The 13,989-nt window shown below is 62.4% G+C and carries 12 protein-coding genes and 1 pseudogene; 4 read left to right on the top strand and 9 right to left on the bottom strand.

The window, feature by feature from the left end:
- Window positions 1–52: 52 nt before the first annotated feature.
- Window positions 53–1,159 (top strand): annotated as a pseudogene (locus tag PXK01_RS04630) (proline racemase family protein).
- Window positions 1,160–1,261: 102 nt separating this feature from the next.
- Here the strand turns inward: PXK01_RS04630 and PXK01_RS04625 are convergent.
- Together PXK01_RS04625 and PXK01_RS04620 are read right to left on the bottom strand one after the other, a co-directional pair.
- The gene (locus PXK01_RS04625; RefSeq protein ID WP_274859064.1) at window positions 1,262–1,849 is read right to left on the bottom strand and encodes a hypothetical protein; all 588 of its coding nucleotides are present in this window, start codon (window positions 1,847–1,849) and stop codon (window positions 1,262–1,264) included.
- Window positions 1,849–2,436 carry a riboflavin synthase gene (locus tag PXK01_RS04620; protein ID WP_274846449.1) on the bottom strand — a complete coding sequence of 196 codons (588 nt, stop codon included), beginning with the start codon at window positions 2,434–2,436 and terminating at the stop codon, window positions 1,849–1,851. The genes PXK01_RS04625 and PXK01_RS04620 overlap by 1 nt, the downstream gene beginning before the upstream one ends.
- Before the next feature lie 206 nt (window positions 2,437–2,642).
- Here PXK01_RS04620 and PXK01_RS04615 point away from each other — a divergent pair, with 206 nt between their 5' ends.
- The 3 genes from PXK01_RS04615 (at window position 2,643) to PXK01_RS04605 (ending at window position 7,227) form a co-directional block, all read left to right on the top strand.
- Entirely contained in the window at window positions 2,643–3,974 is a 1,332-nt protein-coding gene (locus PXK01_RS04615) for a capsule biosynthesis protein (RefSeq protein WP_274859063.1), read from the top strand.
- A 96-nt stretch (window positions 3,975–4,070) separates the two neighbouring features.
- Window positions 4,071–5,201, top strand: coding sequence for a polysaccharide biosynthesis/export family protein (locus PXK01_RS04610; RefSeq protein ID WP_274859062.1), 1,131 nt, complete (start codon window positions 4,071–4,073; stop codon window positions 5,199–5,201).
- A 10-nt stretch (window positions 5,202–5,211) separates the two neighbouring features.
- Window positions 5,212–7,227, top strand: a complete 2,016-nt coding sequence (locus PXK01_RS04605) for a capsular polysaccharide biosynthesis protein (protein ID WP_274859061.1) — start codon at window positions 5,212–5,214, stop codon at window positions 7,225–7,227.
- A gap of 146 nt (window positions 7,228–7,373) precedes the next feature.
- On the opposite strand, the gene ribD is transcribed toward PXK01_RS04605, so the two are convergent.
- The 7 genes from ribD to PXK01_RS04570 form a co-directional block, all read right to left on the bottom strand.
- Window positions 7,374–8,453 carry a bifunctional diaminohydroxyphosphoribosylaminopyrimidine deaminase/5-amino-6-(5-phosphoribosylamino)uracil reductase RibD gene (gene ribD, locus PXK01_RS04600; RefSeq protein WP_274849762.1) on the bottom strand — a complete coding sequence of 360 codons (1,080 nt, stop codon included), beginning with the start codon at window positions 8,451–8,453 and terminating at the stop codon, window positions 7,374–7,376.
- A gap of 45 nt (window positions 8,454–8,498) precedes the next feature.
- Window positions 8,499–8,966 carry a transcriptional regulator NrdR gene (gene nrdR / locus PXK01_RS04595; protein ID WP_274849759.1) on the bottom strand — a complete coding sequence of 156 codons (468 nt, stop codon included), beginning with the start codon at window positions 8,964–8,966 and terminating at the stop codon, window positions 8,499–8,501.
- Between the two features lie 113 nt (window positions 8,967–9,079).
- The gene (locus tag PXK01_RS04590) at window positions 9,080–9,505 is read right to left on the bottom strand and encodes a secondary thiamine-phosphate synthase enzyme YjbQ (RefSeq protein ID WP_274849758.1); all 426 of its coding nucleotides are present in this window, start codon (window positions 9,503–9,505) and stop codon (window positions 9,080–9,082) included.
- A gap of 51 nt (window positions 9,506–9,556) precedes the next feature.
- The gene (locus PXK01_RS04585) at window positions 9,557–9,979 is read right to left on the bottom strand and encodes a hypothetical protein (RefSeq protein ID WP_274849757.1); all 423 of its coding nucleotides are present in this window, start codon (window positions 9,977–9,979) and stop codon (window positions 9,557–9,559) included.
- Between the two features lie 147 nt (window positions 9,980–10,126).
- Entirely contained in the window at window positions 10,127–10,537 is a 411-nt protein-coding gene (locus PXK01_RS04580) for a hypothetical protein (protein ID WP_274859060.1), read from the bottom strand.
- Window positions 10,538–10,691: 154 nt separating this feature from the next.
- The gene (locus PXK01_RS04575; RefSeq protein ID WP_274859059.1) at window positions 10,692–10,985 is read right to left on the bottom strand and encodes a hypothetical protein; all 294 of its coding nucleotides are present in this window, start codon (window positions 10,983–10,985) and stop codon (window positions 10,692–10,694) included.
- A gap of 289 nt (window positions 10,986–11,274) precedes the next feature.
- Window positions 11,275–13,575, bottom strand: a complete 2,301-nt coding sequence (locus PXK01_RS04570) for an AAA family ATPase (RefSeq protein WP_274859058.1) — start codon at window positions 13,573–13,575, stop codon at window positions 11,275–11,277.
- Between the last annotated feature and the right edge of the window lie 414 nt (window positions 13,576–13,989).

Below are 13,989 nucleotides of genomic sequence, written 5' to 3'. Positions count from 1 at the left end.
CCAAAGGCCAGCCCGCTTGGCTCTCTTGAAATTCGGGAAGCGACGTTTGCAGATGCGCAGAAGGCTGCTAGCGTCCCGTTACCTGACATCAGTGAAAGCCAAGCCCATGCGTGCCTCCCGTATCCTGCAAACCTATGAGGTCCACGCCGAGGGCGAACCCGGCCGTGTCATCACCGGCGGCATGCCGCTGCTGAAGGGGGCCAGCGTGTTTGAGAAAATGCAGGACATGGCCACCAACCACGACGAGATCCGCCTGATGATGCTGCGCGAGCCACGCGGCAATCCCGGCCTCTGCGGCAATGCGCTGGTGCCGCCCTGCCATCCGGAGGCCGACGCGGGCTTCATCATCTTCGAGCAGACCGAATACCCGCCGATGTCCGGGTCAAACACCATCTGCGTGGTCACCGTGCTGCTTGAAACCGGGATCCTGCCGATGGTGGAACCGGTGACCGAGCTGACACTGGAGGCCCCCGCCGGGCTGATCCGCGTGCGGGCCGACTGCCGCGATGGCAAGGTGACGAAGGTCAGCTTTCGCAACGTGCCCGCCTTTGCCATGCATCTGGACGCAAATGTCGAGGTCGCGGGCCTCGGCACCGTCACCGTCGATGTGGCCTGGGGCGGCATGTTCTTCGTTCTGGCCGATGCGGACCGGCTGGGCGTGAATCTTGCGGCAGAGAACGGCAAGGAGATCACCCGCGTGAGCGAAGCCATCCGCCACGCCACGGTCGAACAGCTGCCCGTCAGCCACCCGGAAAACCCTTCGATCACCGGCCCCACGATCACCAATCTCTGGGGCGCGCCCATTGCCGCAGGAACCCAGGGACGCGGTGCGATCACGATCTCAACCGGCGCCTTTGATCCCGCCCGCCCGCAGGAGGCCAGCGGCATCCTCGACCGCTCCCCCTGTGGCACCGGCACCTGTGCCAAGATGGCGGTCCTGCATGCAAAGGGGCAGCTTGCCCTGGGGCAGGACTACGTGAATGCAGGCCCCCTCGGCACCACATTCACCGGTCGCATTGTCGAGGAAACCAAGGTCGGCCCCTAACCGGCCATCGTACCGACACTCTCCGGTCAGGGCTGGATCTACGGGTTCTCCAGCTACACGCTGGATCCAAGCGATCCCTTTCCCGAGGGCTATACCGTCGGCGACATGTGGTGATCCGCGCCGCGCCAGCGGCGCGCCCTGCCCAACGCCTCGGGCCTGCATCTACGATGCAGGTTCAGGGGGCGGGAGCGCCCCGCCGCGCGCAAGGGAACCGTTTCAGATGGCAGGATGCCGGAAATACTCCGCTGCGGACAGATAGGCGGCGGCGCGGGCGGCCGTGCTCCACTCGCTTTCCAAGGGCGCATCGCCGATCACCACCACGGAGGACCCCGGCAGACCCTGGCTCTTGATCAGATCCTGCACGCGAGCGCGCATCTCGGACCAGCTCTCGTTGAACCTGGGCGCAGGCCCTGCTGCATCCAGCACCGGATGCGCGGCCAGAACCGCCTCGGGGCTGTTCGGCCTATGCACCAGGGCAAGCTTGCTGGAATTCCGTACCATTTCCAGCGCGCGGCGCTCTGCCTCGGGCATATGGGCGCCGTAGGAAATTATGCGCAGCGCGTTGGAGGAAAACAGCAGCCCGGTGATATCCTGCCCCGAGGTCTGCCGCACGCGGGCATAGGTCTTGTAATCCATGCCCAGCTCGGCCGCCCGGCGGATCCGCATCTGCAGGACCAACTTCGGGATGGTGTTGGGCATCAGCTTTTTCTGAGCCTTCTTCCAGGCATGGATGCGCCAGACGCGCCCGGCCTCCATGCTGGGCCCGTTGTTGTGACCGATCCCGGCGATCCCCGCGCCACTCATCACCCGGCCTCTGCCAGCCGCGCCACGTAGCGGGCCAGGGTGTCGATCTCGAGGTTCACCCGGTCGCCCAGTTTCACATCGCCCCAGGTGGTCACCTCCTTGGTGTGCGGGATGAAGTTGATGCCGAAATCGCAGCCCTGCACATCATTCACCGTGAGGGAGGTGCCGTTGAGGGCAACCGATCCCTTCGGCGCGATGAAACGGGCCAGTTCTTTCGGTGCGCGCAGGGTCACGCGGGTGCTGTCGCCCTCGTCCCGGATCTCCACCACCTCGGCCACGCCGTCCACATGGCCCGACACGATATGGCCGCCCAGTTCGTCGCCCACCTTCAGGGCGCGCTCCAGGTTGACCCGCTTGCCCAGGGTCCAGGCGTCGATATTGGTCTTGGAGACGGTTTCTGCCGAGATCTGCACATCATACCAGTCCGGCCCCAGTTCGATCACCGTCAGGCACACCCCATCCGAGGCGATGGAGGCACCAAGATCGATCCCCGATGTGTCATAGGCGGTCTTGATCCGCGCCCGCAGATCGCCCTGCTGGTCCAGCTCGGCAATGGTGCCAACGTCGGTGATGATACCTGTGAACATGGGGGATGCTCCGTGCCAGTTGTTCCTGTCGTTCCTGACGCCCAGAGGTAGCGCCTGGCCTGCGGCTTCACAAGTCCCCCCCCGCTGCAAGGGGCGAATACCTGTCGCGGCAAAGCGGATTGCCTGCGGCGCGGGCAGGTCATAGTTTCGCCCCAGTCATTGGTTAACCAATTGGCAGTAGTATCGCGGAAAACCAGAGACTTCTCATGCCCGAGACCCGCCCAGACCCCAGCTCAAAGGCCAGTGCAAAGGCCCGCCCGGAGCCGAACCGCCGCTTCCTGTTCCTGCAGGGGCCGCATGGGCCGTTCTTCAATGGTCTGGGCAAGATGCTGCGCGCGGCGGGCTGCGCGGTCTGGCGGGTCGGCTTCAACGCGGGCGACAGCACCTTCTGGCGGCACCGGGACAGCTACATCCCCTATCGCGGTAGCCCCGAGGACTGGCCGGACACATTCGCAGAGCTCTGCGACAGCCACGCCATCACCGATATCGTGCTTTACGGCGACACCCGCCCCATCCACGCCGAGGCGGTACGCATTGCCAAATCGCGCGGGCTGACGGTGCATGTCTTCGAAGAAGGCTACCTGCGCCCCTATTGGGTGACCTACGAACGGGAAGGCTCCAACGGCAATTCCCGCCTGATGGAGATGTCGGTGGCCAACATGCAATGCGCGTTGGAACGCTCGGACATGGAGGCGCCGCTGCCGCCCTCGCATTGGGGCGACATGCGGCAGCATGTGTTCTACGGCGCGCTCTACCATTGGTTCGTGATGTTCTGGAACCGGGGCTATCGCAATTTCAGACCCCATCGCGCCCTGCCGGTGGCCCGCGAATTCCAGCTCTATCTCAAGCGGCTGGTGCTGATGCCTTTGCAGGCGCTGGACCGGCGCATCGCCACCTGGCGGATCCGCAATGGCGGTTTTCCCTATCACCTGGCGCTGTTGCAGCTGGAACATGACAGTTCCTTCCAGATGCATTCGCCCTTCGACAGCATGGGTGATTTCCTGGAAGAGGTGATCACCGGCTTTGCCGCTGGCGCCCCGCGCCATCATCACCTGGTGGTGAAGGCCCATCCGCTGGAGGATGGCCGCGTGCCCCTGCGCAGCGTGGTGCGCCGCCTGGCGCGAGAGCATGACATCGCGGGCCGCGTCCACTATGTGCGCGGCGGCAAGCTGGCGCAGCTCCTGAACGAGGCGCGCACCGCGATCACGGTCAATTCCACCGCCGGGCAGCAGGTCCTGTGGCGTGGCATTCCGCTCAAGGTCTTTGGCCGTGCGGTCTATGACAAGCCGGAGTTTGTCTCGACCCAGACCCTGACCGATTTCTTCGCCACACCGGCCCGCCCGGACAGCCGTGCCTACAAGGATTACCGCCGCTTCCTCTTGGAAACCTCGCAACTGCCGGGCGGCTTTTATGCGCGCAAGGGGCGCCGCCAATTGTTGCGCCAGGTGGTCGACATGATGCTGGCGCCGGACGATCCTTATGATGCGTTGAAACGGGGAACAGCGGCGCCACGGCAACAGTTGCGCGCCGTGAGCTGACGCGGAAATCGCGCAAGACTGGATTTTGCTTCGCTCCTGCGCTACGGTACCCGTAAAAATTGAGGCAAAACAATAACAGGTCGAGGAGACCGAGCAGTGACACACGTCCCATTCCGCTGGGCGCGCCCCGTCGCGATTCTGGCCGCGCTAACGCTTGCGGCCTCTTGCGGGTTGCCCAAGGTCGGCCCCAACAAGCGCCAGATCTTTGCCGGTTCCGTGCAAAAACAGGGCGATGCCTTCATCGTATCCGTGAATGACCGCGTTGCCCGTGCCACCGCCGTGGTGCCAGCCCTTGGCTTTTCCGAGGGGTTCACCTCTGCCGGACGGCTGACCTCGGACACCATCCGCCCCGGCGATGTGCTGGGGCTGACGATCTGGGAAAACGTCGATGATGGTCTGCTGGCCGCCGAGGCCACCAACGCGACCTCGCTCGAAGAGGTCCAGGTCGATAGCGCCGGCTACATCTTCGTACCCTATGCCGGGCGTCTGCGCGCCTCGGGCAATACGCCTGAACAGCTGCGCAAGATGATCACCGAGAAACTGGAAGACCAGACCCCGGACCCGCAGGTGCAGGTGCGCCGCCTGGCCGGTGATGGCTCCACCGTCAGCCTGACCGGCGCAGTGGGCGGCCAGGGCATCTATCCGATCGAACGCCCGACCCGGACGCTGGCCACCATGCTGGCGCGGGCCGGCGGTGTCACCATCCAGCCCGAGATTGCCCAGGTCACGGTCATCCGCGGCAAGAACCAGGGCAAGATCTGGTTCCAGGATCTCTACGATCATCCCGAACTCGATATCGCCCTGCGCGGCGGCGACAAGATCCTGGTCGAGGAAGACACCCGCTCCTTCACCGCGCTTGGCGCCACCAGTGCCCAGGCCCGGGTTCCCTTTGAAAGCCAGGACCTGTCCGCGCTGGAGGCCATCGCCCAGGTGGGCGGCTTGATCTCTACCGCGTCGGATCCGACCGGGGTCTTCATCCTGCGCAACGAACCGGCCGAAATCGCCAATCAGGTCTTGGGCCGCGACGATCTGATCGGAGCACAGCGCATGGTCTATGTGCTGAACCTGACGCAACCCAATGGGCTGTTCATCGCCCGTGATTTCGTGGTGCGCGACAACGACACGCTTTATGTAACCGAGGCCCCCTACACCCAGTGGACCAAGACCATCTCGCTGCTGGTCACCCCGCTTGGCGCGGTCTCCAGTGCCACATCCATCGTCGAGTGATCTCAATCCAATGCACGACACGCCGCAGGGCAACACCAAAGCCGGGACCGAAAGGTCCCGGCTTTTCGTCTATAACGGCGGCTTTCTGACCCAAAAGCGCCTGCGGCGCATCCTGCAGCTGGCGGGCTACGACCTCCGGCTGGGCCTGCCTGGGGATGGCGATCTGGTGGGCATCTGGGGCAACTCCCCCACCGCGCATCGTGGCCGCGCCATTGCTGCAAAATACGACGCCGACCTGCTGCGGGTCGAGGATGCCTTTCTGCGTTCGGTGCATCCGGGGCGCGCCGGCGAGCCGCCGATGGGGCTGCTTCTGGATCGGTCCGGCGTGCATTTCGACGCCGCGACCCCCTCCGACCTTGAACACCTCCTGGCCACGCACCCATTGGACGACAGCCATATGATGCGCCGGGCCCGCGATGCCATCGGGCGGCTGATGGATGCGCACCTCAGCAAGTACAACGCCTATTCTCCCGAGGCGCCTGTCCCCGATCCAGGCTATGTGCTGGTGGTGGATCAGGCGCGCGGCGATGCCTCCGTGACCGCATCAGGTGGCGATGCGGCGCGGTTCCGCGAGATGCTGGTCTTCGCGCAGGAGGAAAACCCCGGCGCCCGCATCGTGATCAAGACCCACCCCGAGACCCGCGCCGGATACCGGCCCGGCTATTTCGGCGCCAAGGATGCGAACGACAGGATCACCCTCTTGAGCGATCCGGTCTCACCCTGGCCTCTGCTGGAGGGCGCCGTGGCGGTCTACACGGTGTCGTCGCAACTGGGGTTCGAGGCCATTCTGGCGGGCCACAAGCCGCGCGTCTTTGGCCAGCCCTTCTATGCCGGCTGGGGTCTGACCCAGGACGAGATGCCGCCCCCCCGCCGCAACCGCCGCCTGACCCGCGCGCAGCTGTTCTCCGGCGCGATGATCCTATACCCCACCTGGTACGATCCCTTCCGCGACCGCTTGTGCGAGCTGGAAACGGTCATCGACAATCTGGAGGCCGGGACCCGCGCCTGGCGGCAAGACCGGGTCGGCTGGGCGGCCTCCGGCATGCGCCTGTGGAAGCGCAAACCGCTGCAGGGGTTCTTTGGCCGCGAAAAGAAGACGCTCTTCACCGAGGATCCCGAAAAGGCAAAAGAGAGCGGGCGCAACTGGATGGTCTGGGCCTCCAAGGCGGACAAGACCCACGCCGGTGCCTATCACCTGGAGGATGGTTTCCTGCGCTCGCGCGGGCTGGGGGCAGAGCTGGTCCCGCCCCTGTCGCTGGTGTTGGATCGCCAGGGCATCTACTACGATCCGCGCCAGCCCTCGGATCTGGACGACCTGATCGCCCGGCGCGCGGATATGAGCCAGGCGGAACACCAGCGCGCCGAGCGGCTGATCAAACGGCTGACCCGGGACAGCCTGTCGAAATACAATCTTGGCGGCGAAGTCCCCGATCTGCCACCCGGCCACCGGATCCTGGTACCCGGTCAGGTAGAGGACGACGCCTCGATCCTGGCCGGTGCGGGCAAGGTTTGCAGCAATCTGGATCTGCTGCGCCGGGTCCGCGCCGAGAACCCGACTGCCGTGGTGATCTACAAGCCCCATCCGGACGTGGAGGCGGGCCTGCGCAAGGGCCAGATCGTGCCAGAGGATCTGGCCGATGTGGTGGCCCATAAGGCCGATCCCATGGCCCTGCTCGATCAGGTACAGGAGGTCTGGACCATGACCTCGCTGCTGGGCTTCGAGGCGCTGCTGCGGGGGGTGAAGGTGACCGTGCTCGGCTCGCCTTTCTACGCGGGATGGGGGCTGACGCGGGATATCATCTCGGCCCCGGCCTGGCGCAAGGCGCGCCCCGATCTGGCCGGTCTCGCCCATGCGGTGCTGATCGACTACCCGCGGTATTTCGATCCCATCACCGGGCAGCCCTGCCCGGTTGAAGTGGTGGTGGATCGCCTGGCCAGCGGTCAGCAACCAAACCCCGGGCTTGCCAACCGGAGCCTGTCGAAACTGCAGGGGCTGTTCGCCACCTACGCCCACCTCTGGCGCTGAGCAGTCCTTAGTTGCCGTGAAACATTAGATCATCTGCAATATGTCACCAAGCGTCTGCCCGGTGGGCGTGGAACGCGCCCGCCGTGGGGCGGGCGGACGCATGCCTGCCGCTAACGCGACAGGCATCAAGGGAAACTCAAAAAGTATCAGTCGCGCAAGGCCCGGCGCCAGCGATGCAGGATATCGCCCCCGACCGGACGTGCCTCGACCAGCTCGAACCGGGGCGCCTCCTCCAGCCGCCCCAGCCCCAGGGCACCGATTGAAGGCAGACCTTCGGCACCGATGCCGATCCCGGCGGTAAAGCCGATGAGCTCATCCACCAAGTCAAAGGCCAGGAGCGAGGCCGCCAGCGCGCTGCCGCCCTCGCAGAACACCCGTGTCAGCCCGGCCTGGCCAAGCTGCTGCAGAACATCGGCGGCGGACAGCTGCACGCCATGACTGGCGCAGGGGATCAGCCGGGCGCCAAGCCCCTCCCAGGCGCGCAGGCGTTCCACATCGGCGCCCTGCCCGTGACAGAGCCAGACCGGCACCTCATTGGCTGTGCGGGCAAGCTGGCTCATCAGCGGCAGGTCCAGATGGCGGGAGGCGATCACCCGCACCGGTTGCCGTTCCACACCCAGATCGCGCACCGTCAGCGACGGATCATCGGCGCGCACGGTGCCTGCTCCCACCATCACCGCATCGTGGCTGGCACGCATGGCATGCACCGCACGGCGTGCCTCGGGCCCGGTGATCCATTTGCTTTGGCCCGATCCGGTGGCGATACGGCCATCAAAGCTGCCCGCAAGTTTCAGCGTCACCAGCGGACGCCCCTGCTCGGTCTTGAGGAAGAACCCGGCGTGATCGCGGGCGGCCTCTTCGGCGAGAACGCCGGTGGTGACCTCGATCCCCGCTTGGCGCAGCATCTCGAACCCCTGCCCCGATACACGCGGGTCACTATCACCGATGGCCGCAACCACCCGGGCCACGCCTGCCTCGATCAGCGCCTGGGAACAGGGCGGGGTCTTGCCATGATGGGAACAGGGTTCGAGCGAGACATAGGCCGTAGCGCCGCGCGCCGCAGCACCGGCCTGCGCCAGCGCCATCGGCTCCGCATGGGGGCGTCCGCCGGGCTGGGTCCAGCCACGCCCGACGATACGCCCATCCTTGACTATCACGCAGCCAACCGCCGGATTGGGCCAGCAATTGCCCTGCCCCCGCCGCCCCAGCGACAAGGCCAGCGCCATGAACCGCGCGTCCACGGCTTTGTCGTAGCGGCTCATCTCAAGGGCTCACTCTTCGGTCGGCGTATGGGGGCGCAGCTCGTGCACAAAATCCTCGAAATCGTCGGCAGCCTGGAAGTTCTTGTAAACGCTGGCAAAGCGCACATAGGCCACGGTATCGATCCGGGCCAGGGCCTCCATCACGATTTCACCGATCTTCTTGGAGGGGATATCCGTCTCGCCCATGCTTTCCAGGCGGCGCACGATGCCCGAGATCATCTGATCGATACGCTCCGGGTCGATCGGGCGTTTCTGCATCGAGATGCGGATCGAGCGTTCCAGCTTGTCGCGGTCGAAATCCTCGCGGCGGCCATTGGTCTTGACCACCACAAGATCGCGCAGCTGCACCCTTTCATAGGTGGTGAAGCGCCCCCCGCAGGCGGGACAAAACCGGCGGCGGCGGATCGATACGTGGTCCTCTGCCGGACGCGAATCTTTGACCTGAGTATCGATATTTCCGCAAAACGGGCAGCGCATCAGCCGGTCCCCTTTATGATCAATGCCTGTACATTGCGCACCCTGTGGCGCACTTATCCACAAGTATAGGGGAGCCTCTACAGTTTGGGTAGAGGTGAATTCACACCGCTAGATCAAGCGGTTCCCGCAAGATGTGCTGCGACTTTGCGCCGGTGCGGCGCATCGCGATGCTCAAACAGGTAAACCCCCTGCCAGGTGCCCAAAACCGGCGCCGCGTCGCGCACAGGAATGGACAGGCTCACCGGCATCATGGCGGACTTGATATGGGCGGGCATATCGTCCGGCCCCTCGTAGGTGTGCCGAAGATAAGACATCGACGGATGTGAGCTGGGCGGTACCAGGCGCGCAAAATACTCCTTCAGGTCCAGCTGCACCTCGGGATCGGCGTTCTCCTGCACCAGCAGCGAACAAGAGGTGTGGCGCACAAAGAGCGTCAACAGCCCGTCCCGGACACCGCCCCCGCCAACCCAGGCGCGCAGTTCGGCGGTGAATTCATAAAGACCCTGCCCACGGGTTTCGATCTGGAAATCGGTTTGCATGAGGCAAGGCTTGCAGGAAGAGCGGCCTCATCACAAGACCTCAATCCAGGATCAGGGCCGCAGGAAGAACGGGTCTTCGATCCGATCATAGCAATAGTTGCGGGCCAAAGAGGCGCTCAGATTGTCGCCAACCCGCTTGATCGACAGGGAATATCCCGTGCTTGTATCCGCCCCCGGCGGCGGTACCAGCGCGAATTTCACCGACTTCCTTCCGGGCCGGTTCTTGGAGGGGCCGATCCCCTCCCAGATGTAGATCCTTTGCGTTGCACTGCTGCGCAGCTGCCGGATGGCAAAGTCACCGATGCCGCACCAATAGTCCTGCGGGCCGGAGCCAACCCGGCTGACCACCTCCCAGACACCCTGGCTGACCGGCAGAACCTCGTGGTGATTCCAGGCCCACCAGGCCTGTGCCGAAAACGGGTAAAGCCCGATCCCGGCCGCCAGAAACACGCCCTTGCACAGCTTCCCCTTCATGATGTCGCTCCCTTCTGGTCAGGCGCAAAGATCCGGTTGCGTCTCGCCTGCCGCCTTTCGACACAGACAGTAGTTGCGACCAACTGGTGCGAACCGACATCCGCACCCGACGAACCACGTGGACCGCGCCTGATGGGCCACAGTGCCTTAAGGATCTATCGACCTGTCGTGACAGTAAAGCCCCGCCTGCTGCACCGACAGGGCATCCCCGACACGCAGACCGATCCGCAACCAGCTCCGGCGACCGACAGATGGGACATCAATCCGCTCGGCTGACAGCGTGAACTGAACCGCAGACCGTTTTCCGGTGGTGACGCTGACACCGCGCCCGCGCAAAACGTAGACCTTGTCCTGCCAGCCCGCGCCAAGCACGCGCCGGGCATATTCTGACGCACCGCACCAGAAATCCCTCGGCGAGCCGGAGTTCTGCGGGATGACTTCGAATACACCGGGGCTGACCGGATTGACCCGAACACCATCGGAGGTGGTGAAGGCCTGCGCCGCGCTGCCCAGGTGCAAGGCCATCACGCAGCAAACGCTAGCAAAGACATGTTTCATCGGATGTGCCCCCTGATCTTTATCTCAAGATAAGACGCATCCCGCTGGAGGCAATGGGACGGGACGCTCACAAATCGGAGATCGGCGAAACCCCGCCCCTGCCCAAAGCAACGGTGGCAAGGGCCGCGCTGTTGCGCTCGACTGAGTCCTGCGGTCAGGCCCGCTTGGGAAAGGGGATGATCTGGGCGCTATGTTCTGTGCCCAGCGCCTGCTCCAGAATGGCCAGAACCTCGGGCTTGGCCGCCTCTGCACCGGTGGGGCCGAAGGCCGCACGAGCCTGCACCCGCAACATCTGCCGGGCCTCGTCCGCCTCGATCTGTTGCAGCCTGTCGCCCTGTTCCTTCAGCACCTCGACCATGAACTGATTGGCCTCGGTCAGATGGCGCAGGTGCAAGAGCTTTTCCTCAAGCCTGCTAAGGGCGGCAGTGTTCCCCTGATTGACAGACATAGTGACCCCCAAAAGAGCAGATTCCTTAACCAAAAGTTTACGCCTGCGGCCAGGCAGGGACAAGCACATGGCAAAGAAATGGTTAACGCACGCGAGGCGCACCGAGTGCTACAAATGGGAATACAAGCTGGCTGTGAGAATCCGGCGTGGGAGCCGCAATGACCGTTCCCAGCCCTTAGCGGAAATGATCAGCCAACCGCTTCAAGTAGGCAGCACCCACACGTCGGGCGGAAAGCTGTCATTCGCCGCGTTCGCAAACCGATCTGATCACAACGCCAGAAGCGGACCTTTACATCCCACGTGTCAGGCCAAGGACAAGACTGCAGAACCCCTTCAATTCGTCGGGATTTGTATCGCCGTATGGATCGCCCTTGATCTCAGCATGGTTCTCGACCCTCGAATAGGCGTTGATATCCTTAAGGTCCTCGAGAGCACCTTTGAACGGGTGATCGTTGTGCGCATCGTTCAGGGCGCGGATGATTTGATCCAGCGTCGCAGCTTCGCCAAAGAGTCCAGGGTCAGCTTTGCGGTAGAAGTCTTCACAGACGGTTCGCAGGCGCGACCTGATAAATGAAAGTTCGTGGGGCTCGCCCTCGATGAACTCCTCAATCTTCATGCGCTCTGTAACATGGCGCGGTTGCGTCGAGCCGGGAATGTCGTAGGGCGTGATGGTCGTAACGCCGGGCGCGCCTGTTTGGAGCGCGAACGATTTGATCAATTTCTGGTCGATTTTATCCCATAGCAGACGGAGGAATCCCTTGTCGTGCGACAGAACGATGGTCTGTTTGGCCCGGTCACAAATCCTTCTGATCTCGATGGCCGTGAACTGCCGCCTAAAATTGTCTAAACTTGTAAACGGATCATCCAGAACAATGATTGTCTCGCCGATGTCAGGGTCCGCGTTGCATTGCGCCAAAAACAGCGCCAGCGCGAGAACCGACTTGTCCCCGGCGCTGAGTGTGTTTCGGAAACTCGGCGCACCGGTTGTATCCCCGCTAGCACGGGGTGAAACCGGAACCTCGTTGATGAGAATTTGGTAGCTGGCGGCAGGCTCCTTGCCGCGATAGTCAGGTTCTTTGTAGTCGATCAGAAAGCCCGCATTCAGACGCTTGAGGTAGGCATTGATCGTCTTGCCGAGACTTTCGGTGATAGTCTTGCCGTGGGCGGTCAGCTCATCGCGAAGCTTGGCTTTCTCTTCTGCAATTTCGCCTTTGCGCTGCCTCTTCGTTTGGAGGTTCGCGACATTCGTGATGATCTCCGCCTTAACGCGATGCTTTTGGGCCTGAAGGGCCTTCAGCTCGTTTGTGAGATTTTCAAGTTGCTCGGCGTCAACCTTGGCCTTAATGGCATCGACCTTCAGGTTGTACTCACCAAGTGCTGCATTGGCAGACTCGATAGCTGCCCTCGCGCTCGTCCAGGCATGGACAGCTGCGCCAAGTCGTTCGATGTCCAACGCCACAGTGAGGTTTGCGGCTTTCGCCTGCAGAGCTAAATCCATTTCCTCAGCAGCGCGCTCCATCTCTGAGATCAACGCTTCAAGGTCGATGGTCGCGGGGGCATCGATGCCAGCGGCCTCGCGCCAATACTCGAACTGTTTCTTGTTGGATTTGGAGCCTTGTTCCGCTGCGTTTCGGAAGTCGCCATTTGAGTAGCGCTGACAGATTTGACGGAGTTTCTGAACATCTTCGGCCAGCTTTCGATACGCTACACTGAAGAAACGGCTATACGCTTCCAGCAGGCTTCGATCTCTAAGTTCCTGACCGCAGAATGGACAAGTGTCCTCAGCTTTGAAGGGCAGACCTTGTTCGAGCCACGTTTCCAGCCCCGGTTCAGTCGGTTTCGCGCATTCATGCGCTGCGACATGGGACCTTACGGCTTCCACGGCATCAGCAGCAATTCCTTCGACCGTTTGGTTCAGGGCCGCCTCGAAGCTCGCCGGTTCGGATGGAAGCGGAAATGCGCTCGCACCTGCGGCCGCTTTCAGCTCCTTTGATTTCGCTGCGCGGGAAACCTCTGTCTGCTTATCAGCGACTGCCGTATCGATTTCCGGGTTCTCTTCCAGAGCTTCGAAGTCCGACAAGCTCATGGCTGAAGGACCTATCCCTCGAAGACCAGCCGTTAGCTCCGCTTCGAGCGCGCGAATGTTCCTATTGTTTTCGGTGTTTTCTCCGTCTAGCGCGACGATCTGGCGAACGAGTTTCACTCCCTTTTCGCCAACAACGAGACCATACTGCCGACGCAGATGTTCGGCTGATACCGTGTCGCCGGAATAGACATTGTCATTCACAAAGAGGCTATCGAACACAGCCGCGCGGAGCTGGGCTCCGTTCCAACTGCCTCCCTCGAAATTGGCCCGTCCGGAATCGAGCTGAAGAGAAATCTTCTGGTCCGGTCCTCCAGCGAGGGTCTTGCGGCCTACGATAATTCCTGGGTCGCCGAGAGTTAGAGATCGCAGAATGTCCGCAATCGTTGATTTCCCCCAACCGTTCTCACCAAAGAAAAACGTGCACTTTTCGAATCTGACATTTTGGGTCGGGAGCGCTTTTTCAAATCGACCGACGTTCTCTATGACGGTTATCTTCTGTAACATGATGCTCCCTCAAAGGCCGCTTCGGGTCGATCAAGACCTCATATTTTTTACCTACTTGAACTTACCATGGCCTTTGGTCCAGTTTTCTCCCACCTCAAGTTTGATGCCATCAGGAAAGTACCCTTGCTCAATCAACTCTTGGCGGCTCCTGTCAGCTAGGTCTTTGGCCTTGGACCACTCACCTTGCACAAGTAGCTCAGAGATGTGTGGAGCAATCTCTACAGAAATGTCGATTTCGTCGGTACCGTTGGGTTCGTCTAGTCCTTCGGTTTGGCTAACTGCCAAAGCTGGAAGGTAATAGTTTTTCCAAGCATCATCCGGGAGCCTCACCTCAAATCAGGGGAATCGCATATGGCGGTGACGAGCTGACAGGCGCGTCTTGCGGCTGACACCGGGATGGATTCTGATGGTGGA

The sequence above is a fragment of the Phaeobacter sp. PT47_59 genome (assembly GCF_028890025.1).
GTDB lineage: Bacteria > Pseudomonadota > Alphaproteobacteria > Rhodobacterales > Rhodobacteraceae > Phycobacter.
This window is presented reverse-complemented; position numbering and strand designations above follow the sequence as displayed.